13 protein-coding genes and 1 tRNA gene are annotated in these 12,881 nt (G+C 62.5%); 4 read left to right on the top strand and 10 right to left on the bottom strand.

Annotated features, from left to right (window positions below):
* Positions 1-6: 6 nt before the first annotated feature.
* The 3 genes from IVB05_RS21410 to IVB05_RS21420 form a co-directional block, all read right to left on the bottom strand.
* Complete coding sequence (locus IVB05_RS21410; protein WP_247777787.1) at positions 7-639, bottom strand: antibiotic biosynthesis monooxygenase family protein; 633 nt, start codon at positions 637-639, stop codon at positions 7-9.
* 145 nt (positions 640-784) lie between these two features.
* The gene (locus tag IVB05_RS21415) at positions 785-1,027 is read right to left on the bottom strand and encodes a helix-turn-helix transcriptional regulator (protein ID WP_247777789.1); all 243 of its coding nucleotides are present in this window, start codon (positions 1,025-1,027) and stop codon (positions 785-787) included.
* Positions 1,028-1,039: 12 nt separating this feature from the next.
* Positions 1,040-1,585 (bottom strand): DUF2975 domain-containing protein, encoded by a 546-nt coding sequence (locus IVB05_RS21420; RefSeq protein WP_247777790.1) that lies wholly within the window; start codon positions 1,583-1,585, stop codon positions 1,040-1,042.
* 127 nt (positions 1,586-1,712) lie between these two features.
* On the opposite strand from IVB05_RS21420, the gene IVB05_RS21425 reads away from it, so the two are divergent.
* The gene (locus IVB05_RS21425) at positions 1,713-2,243 is read left to right on the top strand and encodes a hypothetical protein (RefSeq protein WP_247777791.1); all 531 of its coding nucleotides are present in this window, start codon (positions 1,713-1,715) and stop codon (positions 2,241-2,243) included.
* On the opposite strand, the gene IVB05_RS21430 is transcribed toward IVB05_RS21425, so the two are convergent.
* Genes IVB05_RS21430 through IVB05_RS21455 form a run of 6 tightly spaced genes read right to left on the bottom strand, consistent with a single transcriptional unit; the run spans position 2,240 to position 8,827 of the window.
* Positions 2,240-3,037 (bottom strand): MBL fold metallo-hydrolase, encoded by a 798-nt coding sequence (locus IVB05_RS21430; RefSeq protein ID WP_247777793.1) that lies wholly within the window; start codon positions 3,035-3,037, stop codon positions 2,240-2,242. The genes IVB05_RS21425 and IVB05_RS21430 overlap by 4 nt on opposite strands.
* Complete coding sequence (locus tag IVB05_RS21435) at positions 3,034-3,825, bottom strand: TatD family hydrolase (RefSeq protein ID WP_247786830.1); 792 nt, start codon at positions 3,823-3,825, stop codon at positions 3,034-3,036. The genes IVB05_RS21430 and IVB05_RS21435 overlap by 4 nt, the downstream gene beginning before the upstream one ends.
* Positions 3,826-3,839: 14 nt before the next feature.
* Complete coding sequence (metG, locus tag IVB05_RS21440) at positions 3,840-5,783, bottom strand: methionine--tRNA ligase (protein WP_247777795.1); 1,944 nt, start codon at positions 5,781-5,783, stop codon at positions 3,840-3,842.
* 55 nt (positions 5,784-5,838) lie between these two features.
* Positions 5,839-6,879: a DNA polymerase III subunit delta' gene (locus IVB05_RS21445; protein ID WP_247777797.1), complete on the bottom strand. Its 1,041-nt coding sequence runs from the start codon at positions 6,877-6,879 to the stop codon at positions 5,839-5,841.
* Positions 6,876-7,562, bottom strand: a complete 687-nt coding sequence (gene tmk / locus IVB05_RS21450; protein ID WP_247777798.1) for a dTMP kinase — start codon at positions 7,560-7,562, stop codon at positions 6,876-6,878. Before tmk ends, IVB05_RS21445 begins: the two co-directional genes overlap by 4 nt.
* A 2-nt stretch (positions 7,563-7,564) precedes the next feature.
* Positions 7,565-8,827 carry a D-alanyl-D-alanine carboxypeptidase family protein gene (locus IVB05_RS21455; RefSeq protein WP_247777800.1) on the bottom strand — a complete coding sequence of 421 codons (1,263 nt, stop codon included), beginning with the start codon at positions 8,825-8,827 and terminating at the stop codon, positions 7,565-7,567.
* A 164-nt stretch (positions 8,828-8,991) separates the two neighbouring features.
* Between IVB05_RS21455 and IVB05_RS21460 the strand changes: the two genes are divergently transcribed.
* Positions 8,992-9,936, top strand: a complete 945-nt coding sequence (locus IVB05_RS21460) for an alpha/beta hydrolase (RefSeq protein ID WP_247777801.1) — start codon at positions 8,992-8,994, stop codon at positions 9,934-9,936.
* Here the strand turns inward: IVB05_RS21460 and IVB05_RS21465 are convergent.
* Entirely contained in the window at positions 9,933-10,856 is a 924-nt protein-coding gene (locus IVB05_RS21465) for a septal ring lytic transglycosylase RlpA family protein (RefSeq protein ID WP_247777803.1), read from the bottom strand. The genes IVB05_RS21460 and IVB05_RS21465 overlap by 4 nt on opposite strands.
* Before the next feature lie 1,158 nt (positions 10,857-12,014).
* On the opposite strand from IVB05_RS21465, the gene IVB05_RS21470 reads away from it, so the two are divergent.
* Positions 12,015-12,104: transfer RNA gene (locus IVB05_RS21470), tRNA-Ser, on the top strand.
* A 383-nt stretch (positions 12,105-12,487) separates the two neighbouring features.
* Positions 12,488-12,856 (top strand): hypothetical protein, encoded by a 369-nt coding sequence (locus tag IVB05_RS21475; protein ID WP_247777804.1) that lies wholly within the window; start codon positions 12,488-12,490, stop codon positions 12,854-12,856.
* Positions 12,857-12,881: the final 25 nt, after the last annotated feature.

Raw genomic sequence — 12,881 nt, forward strand, 5'->3', positions numbered from 1 at the left:
CAATTGCTACGCCTGCCCTCTCCCCACCGGCGGATAATACTGCGGCGCCTCGGTGCGCTCGTACATTCCGTAGTCGCGCATGACCTCGAAGATGCGGAAATACTGCGTTGTCGGATCGGCAAACATGCGCGAGCCGAATTCGATGCCGGCTCGATCGTCCGGCAAATCGACCAGGTGCGCAAAATGCTCCTCACGATAGACGCTCGCGAAAGCGTCACGGCGCCATTCGGTCTCCGCCGCTAGCGTGGCACGCTTCGATTCCGCGGCGAGGATATAGGTCGGCTTGCGCCTTCCGGGATCGTTGTAGGGCGTGCGCCGCTCGGGCCGCCAGACCGGTTGCCCGGGCCGTTCTTCGTGAATGACCTGGGCGACGCGGATGCGATAATCGGAAAAGACCCTCTCACGGCCGATGGTCTGGACGTCATGATGGTAGGCATGGGCCCGCCACGCCGTCAGGGCCCCCTCGTCCTGCCATATCTGATAGGACAGCAGCATGTCCTCCCGCGTCAAACTCCTGAAGCGATCGATGAACAGGCAGCCGCCCATCGCCTCGAGATCTGGCTTCAGCGAGGCCGCAAGATCGAGATATTGATCGCGGTGCCCGGGCCTTGTCTGGACTTCAAAGAACAGGCCAATCATCGAAATTCCTCCGCGGCCTGCGATCGAATTTTGCGATGCGCGGCCGACCTGCCGGGTTCTCCACCACCAGCCTAATTCCGTCATAGGCCAGCATGATGTCCCGTGGAAGGCCCTGCCGTGTCACCTCTTAGTCGAAGTCATTAGTCTAGCCGCGTGCGCGACGGGCGGGCTCGGTGCTGGCGGCATCATCCCGATATTCCAGGATGTCGCCGGGCTGGCAGTCCAGCGCTTCGCAAATCAGCGCGAGCGTATCGAAGCGCACGCCCTTGACCTTGCCCGACTTCAGCAGCGAGACGTTCTGTTCGGTGATTCCAATGCGCTCGGCGAGTTCCTTTGAGCGCATCTTCCTCCGCGCCAGCATGACGTCGAGATTGACGATGATCGGCATCGCTATCGCACCTCAGACGAAGGACGCATTTTCATCAGCGATGCGGGTGGCTTCCACCATGATCCAGGCCACCGCCAGCAGCACGCCGCCGACAATCAGCGCCAGATAGTCGTGCACCGACAGGGTGATGACAAGCTGGCGGCCGCCCGACGGATTGTTCAGCGTGAGGGCGAGCATCAACGCCGTCGACGAGATCGGCCCGAGGATGGCCTGCGCCAGTACGGACCCGGCAAAATCGCGCAATAGGCGGGCGCTCGTCAGCGTGAACACGTGACCGTTGGCGAAATTGAGGAACAAGGCGCGGACCTGCCAAAGCCCGAACAGCAAGACGCCGACCGGAACGGCGGTGATGGCGGCAGCGGCGATCAGGTGCCCCGGAGACAATGACAGATCGTGTCCCGCCTGGCCCAGTCGCGCCAGCAGGAGATTTCGCGTCCAGTCGGGGATGAGAAATACCAGGATCATGGCGGCGGCGATCAGCAACATGCCAAGCGTGGTCAGCATCGCCATTGTCTTGGAGAGGCGTCGGAGACGATCCGAATGGTCGAATGGAGTCATTGGCTAATCCTGTTGACGCACGATATAATTATCGTATTACGATAAATTATCATCGTCAATATGGTTGATTCCTATGAACCCCCGATTCCCCCTGCACTGTCTCCTGCGTGTCCTCGCGATATTGGCAATGTCTGGCTGCAGCCATATGCCGGTGACCTCGATGGTCAAGCTCGCGCGCGTCGACTTCGAGACCTCGGACCCTGCGCAATTGCGCGCCGCGATCAAACTGCCGCGCACCTTGCGGCCCCAGCGAAATGGCGTCGTGTTGCGGATTGCGGTGCAGGTCGGACGCGCGCCGGAGGAAGCGCACGACTTCATGCTGCGCGAATTACCCGAACCTGCCGAGCTGACGCGTGAAGCCGGCGCCGACAGCCACATCTTTGCCTATCGCATTGACGATGCTGACCTCGCGCGCCTGGCGGCTTTTCGCGCTGAGCTGATTGCCAAGAAAAGCTCAGGCCAAAAAGGTTCGATCTCGATTTCGGTACGACCGCAAGCATGCAAGGCCGGCGAGTTGCCGGACGGTCCGATCCACTTCGCCTCCTATCTGAGGACAGCGGAAACGAAAGATTATGTGGCGCTTGCCCGTGACGTCGATCTGCGCTCGATCGTACCGAACGTCGCCGTAGTCGCTGATATCCCGCGCTGCGGGCCCTAACCGAGCTCCAGCCGCATCCCGTCATAGGCCGGGATCACGCCGGCCGGCAGGCTCTGGCGCAGCACCTCGTAATCGAGATCGGAATGCATGTTGGTGATGACGGCGCGCTTGGGCTTGAAGCGCTCGATCCACGAAAGCGCGTCACTGACGCTGAAGTGGCTGGGGTGGCCGGCGTAGCGCAGCCCGTCCACGATCCAGAGGTCGAGGTTCTCCAGCGCCGGCCAGCTCTCCTCGGGAATGTCGTGGAGGTCGGGTGTGTAGGCGGCCGCCCCGACGCGGAAGCCCAGTGCGGGAATCCTGCCGTGGTGAACCAGGAAGGCGGAAAGTTTCATCGGGCCGCCCTTCCCTTCAGTCTCATGACTCTCGCCCGCTTCGATCGAATGGCGCGTCAGGATCGGCGGATAGTCGCTGCCCTCGGGCGCGATGAAGCAATAGGAGAACCGCGCCATCATGTCTTTGGCGGTCGATTGGTTGAAATAGACCGGAATGCGGCGGCGCTGGTGCAGCACGACCGAACGCAGATCGTCGATGCCGTGGGTCTGGTCGGCATGTTCATGGGTCAGGTACACCGCGTCGATGTGATCGACATTGGCGTCGATCAACTGCTCGCGCAGGTCGGGCGAAGTGTCGATCACGATCCGCGTGGTGCCGTGCGCGCCCGTGCGTTCGACCAGCAGCGAGCAGCGTCGGCGGCGGTTCTTTGGATTGTTGGGATCGCAGGCACCCCAGCCGAGCGCCGGGCGCGGTACGCCGGCCGAAGAGCCGCAGCCGAGGATTGTCAGCGTCACCGTCATGCGGCCGCCTTCGGTGCCGGCACCTTGGAGAACAGGCGAAAGAAGTTTTCAGTGGTCTGCCGCGATATCTCCTCCAGCGAGACACCGCGGGTTTCCGCCAGCACCTTTGCGACTTCGACCACGTAGGACGGCTCGTTGCGCTTGCCGCGAAACTTGCCAGGCGCCAGATAGGGCGAGTCGGTTTCGACCATGATGCGATCGGCCGAGAGCTCAGCGGCGAGTTCGCGCAAGGCTTCCGACTTCTTGAACGTCAAAATGCCTGTGAACGAGATCGACAGGCCGAGACTGATCGCCTTCATCGCCAGTTCGCGTCCGCCGGTATAGCAATGCAGCACCGCGCGGAACGGTCCTTTTGCCACCTCGTCTTCGAGAATGCGGCCGCAGTCCTCGTCCGCCTCGCGAGTGTGGATCACCAACGGCAGGCCGGTGGCGCGGGCGGCTGCGATATGTGCGCGAAAGCCGCGCTCCTGCGCTTCGCGGGAGCCGTGCTCATAGAAATAATCGAGCCCCGCCTCGCCCAGCGCCACGACCTTCGGATGCTTCGTCAGCTCGATCAGTTCGCTGGCGGGAATGCCGTCTTCCTCATCGGCCTGATGCGGGTGGGTGCCGACCGAGCAATAGACGTTGGGAAACCGCTCGGCGATGGCCAGCAGTCCGCCAAGCCGCTTGACCCGGGTGGAGATGGTGACGATACGACCAATCCCGGCGGTCTCGGCGCGCGCGACAATAGCGTCGAGATCCTCGGCAAAGTCCGGAAAGTCGAGATGGCAGTGGCTGTCGACGAGCATGGCTTGCAAACGGCTTAATCCGCCTTTGGTTCGACGTAGCGCGGAAACACGCCAACCGGCGGCGGCAGCGTTGCGCCGGCCTTGATCCGCGTGCCGAGCGCTGCGAAGTCCCGGGCGCCCTGGGGAACGCCGAGGCTGTCGAGCAGCTTGCTTGAGGCATCCGGCATCACCGGTTGGGTCAGGATGGCGACCTGCCGCACGACTTCCGCCGTCACGTACAAGACGGTTTTCTGCCTGTCAGGATCGGTCTTGGCCAGCGCCCACGGCGCCTCGCCCGCGAAATAGCGGTTGGCTTCCGCGACCACAGACCACACCGTATTCAGCCATTGATGGATCTGTTGCGTCGCCATCGCGTTCCGTGACGCCGCCAGCATGGCATCTGCCTCCGCCAGTATCTCCTTGTCATTGTCGGTGAACTCGCCGGGCTCGGGCAGCACGCCGCCGAGCTGTTTTGCGATCATCGACAGCGAGCGCTGCGCCAGATTACCGAGATCGTTGGCGAGATCGGCATTGATGCGCGCGACCATGGCTTCATGGTTGTAGTTGCCGTCCTGCCCGAACGGCACCTCGCGCAGGAAGAAATAACGCATCTGGTCGACACCATACTGGTCGGCCAGGTTGAAGGGATCGACGACATTGCCGACCGACTTCGACATCTTCTCGCCCCTGCTGAACAGGAAGCCATGCGCAAAGACCCGCTTCTGCACGGGGATGCCCGCCGACATCAAAAATGCCGGCCAGTACACCGCGTGGAAGCGGATGATGTCCTTGCCGATGATGTGCACGTCCGCCGGCCAGTAGCGCCAGTTGGCATCGCTTTCATCGGGAAAGCCGACGCCGGTAATGTAGTTGGTCAGCGCATCGACCCAGACATACATCACGTGCTCGGGGTCGTTGGGCACCTTGACGCCCCAGTCGAACGTCGTGCGCGAGATCGACAGATCCTTCAGGCCCCCCTTCACAAAACTGACGACTTCGTTGCGGCGCGAATCCGGTCCGATGAAGTCGGGCTGGTTCTCGTAAAGCGCCAGCAGCCGGTCCTGATAGGCCGACAGCTTGAAGAAGTAGCTTTTCTCCTCAACCCACTCGACCGGGGAACCCTGCGGGCCGCGGCGCACATTATCCTCGCCGACGACGGTCTCTTCCTCGCCGTAATAGGCCTCGTCGCGCACCGAGTACCAGCCGGCATAGGTATCGATATAGATGTCGCCGTTCTGCTGCATCCGGTCCCAGACCACCTGGACCGAGCGATGATGCTCAGGTTCCGTGGTGCGGATGAAACGGTCGAACGACACGTTCAGGCGCTCGTCCATCTCCCTGAACCGGCCGGCGTTGCGCGCGGCGAGCTCGGCGACGCTGAGCCCCTCGCTCTCGGCGGTCTGCACCATCTTCAAGCCGTGCTCGTCGGTACCGGTCAGGAAGAACACGTCCTTGCCGTTCAGCCGCTGAAAGCGCGCCAGCGCGTCGGTCGCGATCGCCTCGTAGGCATGGCCGATGTGCGGAATGCCGTTCGGATAGTTGATCGCGGTGGTGATGAAATAGGTGTTGCGCTCGGCAGCCACCGCCGGCTGGGCGGCGGCAGCCGGCTTCGCGCGCGGCGTGACTGGCTTTGCACGTTTGGCTACGGGGGCTGCCTGTACGACGGGGGTTGTTTCTTGCGACGTTACCGCGCGCGTCTTCGTCGTTTTGTTCGCGGACTTCTTTGCCGATTTCTTGGCAGGCTTCTTGGCAGATTTCACGACTGCTTTCTTCGCAGCCTTCTTGGGTGACTTCGGCGCGACTTTCTTTGCAGCCTTCTTCGAAGTCTTGCCGACCTTCTTCACTGCGCGCTTTGTCTTGGTCGCACCTTTCTTGGCGGCACGCTTTTTTGCCGCGGCCTTCTTGCCGGCGCGGGCGGGCAGCGCTTTACGAGTCTTCTTCGCCTTCTTTTTCGAAGCTTTCTTTCCAGCCTTCGCCACCACGAATTCCTTTAGTTCAACACAACGATTGTCGAGATTACTGTCATGCGGATTATTACCGCGTCGCTTCCGCGAGCATCCCAAACACCGAGAAAACCAGCGGTTTTCGTTCCAAATTGTAGGATTCGGTGTCGCGCGCGGCGCGGATGATCTTTTCCCATACCTCAGCCAGCCGTGCAAGGCGGGGCAGATTCGCGTTGGCATCGTCAGTGCGCAGCTTTTCGCCGATCCAGCGATCGATGCCGTCGATGAAAGCCGCCAGCGCCACCCGGTCGCTGGTGCCCAGCGCTTCTCCGAGCGCATGCAGCTCGCGCGGGTCGACCTGCGGCAGCGTCGCCAGCAGCGCCGCGGTCCGCTGCTGCAGCTTCAGCGCATCGCCGCCGAGCAGCGTCAGCGCGCGGGACACGCTCCCCTCCGCGGCATCGGCCGCTTCCGACAGCGCCGGATCATCGGGCGCCATGTCAGTGGCCCGCGACGCCGCGCGAATGACGTCGTCGGTCGCGAGCGGCCGCAGCGGCAGCTTGCGGCAACGGGACAGGATCGTCGGCAAGGCCCGCGCCGGCGAATGGCTGACAAGCAGGAACAGCGATCGTTGCGGCGGCCCTTCGAGGATCTTGAGCAGCGCGTTGGCGGCGTTCGGATTGAGCTCGTCGACGGTGTCGACGATGCAGACCCGCCAGCCGTCCACCGCCGCGGTCGAGCCGAAGAACGAAATCGTCTCCCGCGTTTCGTCGACGGTAATCACGGTCCGCAACACGCCGCGATCGTTGAGGCCGCGTTCCAGCACCAGCAGCCCGCCATGCGCGCCGGCCGTGATCTGGCGCGCGACGGGATCATCCGGATCGAGCGCAAGCGTCTCGGCGCGCTGCACGGACGGCGACATGGGCTTGGAATTCGCGAGTACGAAGCGGGCCATGCGATAGGCCAGCGTTGCCTTTCCGATGCCCTGCGGACCGCCGATCAGCCAGGCATGCGGAATGCGCCCGCTGCGATAGGCATTGAGCAACGCTATCTCTGCCTCGCGGTGGCCGAACAGATCGGCCGTTGCGCGGGGATGCCTGACCGCCACCTCCTGCTCGGTCTTGCGTGCGCTCATGCGGTGCCCGCCGCACTCGGGGCCGCGAACACATGCTCGCGCAGCGCCGTCCAGACGCGGGCAGCGACCGTGTCGGCATCGGCATCGGCGTCGATCAGAACGCAGCGCTGCGGGTCTTCGGCGGCGATCTGCCGGTAGGCGTCGCGCAGATCCTGATGAAATTGCAGATCTTCCGCCTCGAAACGATCCGGCATGCCGCTACCGCGGCGCGCCGCGGCCCGCTTCAGGCCTACTTCCACAGGAATATCCAGAATGATGGTCAGGTCCGGCTTGAGATCGCCGATGGTGACGCGCTGCATGGCGTTGAGCACGATGGGCGAGACCTGCCCCAGACTGCCCTGGTAGGCGCGGGTCGAATCCGAGAAGCGGTCGCACAGCACCCATGTTCCCTGGCCGAGCGCGGGCTGGATGACGGTGCGAACGTGATCGTCGCGGGCGGCAGCGAACAATAACGTCTCCGCGTCGGGCCCAAGCAGCTTGCCCATGCCCGACAGCACGAGATGCCGCATGATTTCCGCACCCGGCGAGCCACCTGGCTCGCGGGTAACGATGGCGCGCAGCTTTGCTGCCGCAAGACGCTCGGCGAGCTTCTTGATCTGCGTGGACTTTCCGGAGCCCTCGCCGCCTTCAAACGTGATGAACTTCCCGCGTCCGGAGGGCCGCTGCAGCGTTGCCTGGTTCATGCTCAGAGCTTCTCTGCGCTCGCGCGGAACATGCCGATGACGAGTTCGCTGGCTCCGTCGATCGCGCGACGCATGGTCGAGCCGGTGCCGACCGCTTCAGCGGCATAGACCGGCGCCTCCACGGCGATATTGGCGCCGCGCCACACCTTGACGACACCGACCGGATGACCGGCCTGCACCGGCGCCCGCACAGGGCCATTGTAGACGATGCGCGCGATCAGCTTCTCGCTGCCGTTCTTCGGCACCATCACCTTGATCGGTTGGGGGCTTGCAAGCTTCACCGAGCGGCTTTCGCCGCCAAACACCTTGGCATAGCCGACCTGCTGGTTGGCCGCGAACAGCGTGCGCGTCTCGAAATTGCGAAAGCCCCATTCCAGCATCTTCTTGGCCTCGGAGGCGCGATCGTCGGGATCCTCGAGCCCGTTGATCACGACGATCAGCCGCGTGTCGTTCTGCACGGCGGAGCCGACCATGCCGTAGCCGCCCTCTTTGGTGAAGCCGGTCTTCAGCCCGTCAGCCCCATTGAGCGTGTTCAGAAGCGGATTGCGGTTCTGCTGCCGGATCTTGTTCCAGGTGAATTCCTTCTCACCGAACAATTTGTACATGTCGGGATAGGTCAGAATCAGGTGGCGAGCGAGTTTGGACAGCTCCCGCACCGTCATCCTGTTGGCGGGATCGGGTAAGCCGCTGGAATTGCCGAACGTCGACTTCGTCATGCCGAGCTCACGGGCGCGTTTGGTCAAGAAGTCGGCGGCAAAGATCCGCTCGTTGCCGGCCATGCCTTCGGCGAGCGCAATGCAGGAATCATTGCCGCTCTGGATGATCGCGCCCTTCAACAGATCGTCCACCGACACCTTGCTGTTGAGAATGGCAAACATGGTCGAGCCGCCGGCCGGCGCGCCGCCCTTGCGCCAGGCGTTCTCGCTGATCCGGTATTCGTCTGTCGGCTTTATCTTGCCTTCCTTGATGGCGTTGAAGACGACCTCGACCGTCATCAGCTTCATCATGCTGGACGGCGCCCGTAATTCGTCGGCGTTCTTCTCGAACAGCACGCTGCCGCTGGAAGCCTCGACCAGGATCGCGGTCGGCGCGTCGCCGTCAAAGCCGCCCTCCTCCTTCTTCGGCGCACCCTGCACACTGTTGTTGGCGGCGTACACGATCCCGCCCCAACCGACCGCGAGCGCGAGGACGGCGGCCATCAGGCCGCGCCACGGGATGATGGCCGCGGCGTCGGAGTTGCGGGAAACGGAAGACTCTGCTGCCATCGGCGATGTCCTGAATCCCTGCGTTCTAACAGCTGGAAGTATCGCAAACAACACAGGGTTTGGACTTGCCGCCGTGTTGATCGGATTGCGGCACCGGACGAAGGAACGTATCGTGGCGATGCTGCAATTTCCCGACAGGATACGAAAAACAGGGCGGAAACGCGATGCCATCCTCACGCACTATTTCCGCCAACGGGTTGGACTTCTTTGTTGTCGAGCAGGGCCAGGGTCCGCTGGTGCTGCTCTGCCATGGCTGGCCCGAATTATCCTATTCCTGGCGGCACCAGATCGGAGCCATCGCGGAAGCCGGTATCCATGTCGTCGCTCCCGATATGCGTGGGTTCGGCCGGACAAGCGCGCCAGAGGACATCGGCGCCTACACCCTCTTCCACAATGTCGGCGACATGGTCGCGCTGGTGGCGGCGCTTGGCGAAAAGCAGGCCGTCATTGTCGGCCATGACTGGGGTGCGCCGGTCGCCTGGCACGCGGCGATGTTCCGTCCTGATGTCTTCACCAAGGTCGCGGGCCTCAGCGTTCCACCCCCCTCCCGCGGACGCGGCCTGCCGCTCGAAACCCTGCGGAACAACGGCATTACCAATTTCTACTGGCAGTATTTTCAGGCGCCGGGAGTGGCAGAGGCCGAATTCGAGCGCGACGTCGCCGCGACGATGCGAATCGTTCTGGGCGGACGCGGGTTCTCTGATCCGGCGGCCCATCAATATGTTCAGGAGGGCAAGGGATTCCTGGCCGGCGCCGATCCGAATCGGCCTTTACCGAATTGGCTGACGGAAGCTGACATCGCCTATTTCGCGGCCATCTACCAGGACTCCGGCTTCCGCGGCGGGCTGAACTGGTATCGTAACATCGACCGCAATTGGGAACTGACCGCGCCGTGGCAGGGCGCGCAAATCAACCAGCCGTCGCTGTTCATCGCGGGATCGAAGGATGGCGTCATTACCGGGTTGATCGGCGCCAAGCTGGTCAACGAGATGGAGCGCGTGCTACCGAATTTGCGGCAAAAGCTCATTCTCGACGGCGCGGGTCACTGGATTCAGCAGGAGCGGCCCGACGAGGTCAACGCCGCCCTGATCGATTTCCTGAAGGGCTAGTACAGCCCGCGGCCGCTGAGGACTTCGCTCGGCCCCCGCGGATCGACCGGCAGGTAAGCCTGCCTCGGACCCGCATAGCTGGCGTCGTTCTCATAGGACACGGCGCGCGGGTTTTCCGCGGCACGGCCACGCGAGCGGCTGGAGGCCGACATTTCCGACGTGGCGTTGATCGAGGCGTAGTCGGCCGAGCTATTGCCGAGGCTATAGGGCCGCCCCTCCGGCATCGGAACTTCGCCCCGGATTCGGCCTGCCGACGATGATATCTCGGGCACAAACGGACGGGCCGAAGCGACCCGGACCGTGGACGGGGACGGCGCGGGCTCGCCGGTCCGGAGCGTTGCCAGGAGCTGGCGGTCGTCGGAACCCTCCAGCGGTGCCCGGCCGACATATTCAACGCGGACCTTGGCGACGCCATTTGCTTTGAATTCAAGCAGTTCCGCGGCCTTGTTCGAGACGTCGATGAGGCGGTTGCCGTGGTAGGGGCCGCGGTCGTTGACCCGCACGATGAGCGACTTGCCGTTCCGGACGTTGGTGACGCGGGCGTAGCTCGGGATCGGCAGCGTCGGATGGGCGGCGGTCAGCGAGGTCATGTCAAAAACCTCGCCATTGGCGGTCAGCCGGCCGTGGAAGTCATCGCCATACCAGGAAGCCATTCCCTCGGCGCGATAGTTCGGATCCTCTTCCGGCACATAGACCCGGCCTGCGACGGTGTAGGGCTTGCCGACGCGGTAGGTTCCCCCGCCCTTCGGCACGGCCTCCCCGAACGCCACCACGCGAGGACTCGAGGAGACGCCATATTTGGGATCGACGCGGCTGGCGAATTTGCCTGATGAGGCGCAGTTGGCAAGGAGAAGGCACGTTGCCACGGCAACAGTACCACGCGCCGCCAGGACGATCGTTTTTGGCCGTCGAATCCCCATCGCCCCAATTACCATTTTCAGCGGCCGACTGCCTACGTTGAAGCGTTGCGGCCTTAACCCCACGATGCGTCCCACCTCCGCATCACGTTGTGAAGATATCGCAACCGGAACACGGCGGAAATGGGGTCTGCTCCCGCGTGGTGAATGAATGGTTGCTTTGCGTATCCGTTGATCTACGGGCATAGCGCCTCGATTCACCGTGTATGCGTCCTTCGTCGCATCCGTCCTGTGCCCCATTCAGACAATCTGTTGCAGTAAATCATCACTCACGACCGATCTGCGATTCCAGCCTGTGAATCTTTTTGACTGTGCAACGGTGGAGTCGTTCTGTGGATTGCAGGGGCGCGAAGGATTTGTGCGATGATCGAGACGGTTACAGCGGTGATGGGTTTGGTGAGCGCGGGCATTTTCCTTGCACACGCATTTGAAGGCTATCGTTCCAGAGCTTGAGATTTGAACGGCTTGGCGGTTCGGGGGGGACCGCGCGGCTTCGGACAGATGGCTCGGTAGAGATTCAGAAAGCTTTAATAAATTCGGACGAGCATCTGAGTGGTAGGTGTATCATGCGCAACCACGACATTGTCTCCAACGGATTTCTTGCCCTGACCACGGCCAGTTTCGTGCTCCTGTGCTCGAGCCTGCTGGCAGTTGTGTTCGGCTAAACAAGCGCCCGCTTCAGTTGCGGCAACGGGTGCCGGGACGATGCGATCCCGGCCAGAATTAGCATCCCGCCCGACGGACCGCCGGCGAACGTATCGCGGCTGATGCCGCCACCATGATTTTCCTGGCGCGTGTGAAGTACTCCATACAACGTGCACGTGAGCCACGTTGTTTCTCCCTGTGATGGCAACAGCACAACGAGGACTCGATTCTCGCCGTCGCCGTGCTCGCCCGATGCCGCTATCCCAGTCGGGCCAATCGTCCAAGCTTGCGATAACATGCGCGCGCCCGGCCAAATCTGAAATTGCGATATCAAAGGCAGCGCAATTGTTCGGGTGCACCGACGAGCGGTCGCCTTCATTAGCCCCACCAGGTACGTAGTGCTTTGGCGTCCTCGTCGCTGGGTTTCTTCCAAAATGGCGGGATGGGCACACATCGGGGCCACGTTCGCATTGCGTTCGAGCCAGCCCTACGCTAAGCGACTGAAATTCTTGAGCTGGAAGGGTGGCCGAGTGGTTTAAGGCACCGGTCTTGAAAACCGGCGTGCCTGCAAGGGTACCGTGGGTTCGAATCCCACCCCTTCCGCCAAAAAGCGAAATCCGCGGGGTTGTTCGCGGCTATCGGCGTTCGGACACATATCTCCCCACGCGGTGGGCTTCTCACAAGCGAGACTGCTTCTGAAGCAGACGCTGCATCCGCAGAGAATTCCGTCTTGCAATTTTCGCCTTGGCGGCGTGCACGGCGTTTGCCCTGGTCGCTTCCTTTGGTCCTGTCGTTTGAATGCTTTCGACCGGCGCCGCCGGAGGCGACTGGGTGGCGGCGATCGAAGGGTGGCTGGCGGGCTGCACCGTCATGGGCGCGGTTACTGATGTCCTTCGCCGGGGCATCCTTGGCAACTCCGATCCAACGAAGTTGTTCAATCGTGAGCCCCGCGCGCTCGTTGGCCCGGCGCACGACGGGTTTCGGACGACATGCGCCGGGCCATAACCACCACGGGTTTCACCCCCCGGAATGGCCTGTTCACGCTGGGTTTGATTCTTGGCGGAATTTGGCGCCATGCACCGCTAACGCAAAATCGCTCTCGGGAAATCCGATCATCGGGTAGCCCTACCCGGCTCATGGTCTATTGCGGCGGCTATAGGTGTGCCCACTCGACCCAAGACAGCACGATCGGCAAATTTGATTGTCTCGGCAAGAAAGGCGTTGTCTTAAAAACCGCCGGTGCGAAGCAGATGAAAGATCGCGAACTAATTGATCGCCGTCGGTTTTGCGACGGTCGGCTGGTGCTACTTCATTGTCTGGATCGTGATGCTGCTGATCTGATGGGTCGCAACAAGTAGCCCGCGAACAGCAAAGGCGGCCCCC

This window comes from Bradyrhizobium sp. 170 (genome assembly GCF_023101085.1).
Taxonomy (GTDB): Bacteria; Pseudomonadota; Alphaproteobacteria; order Rhizobiales; family Xanthobacteraceae; genus Bradyrhizobium.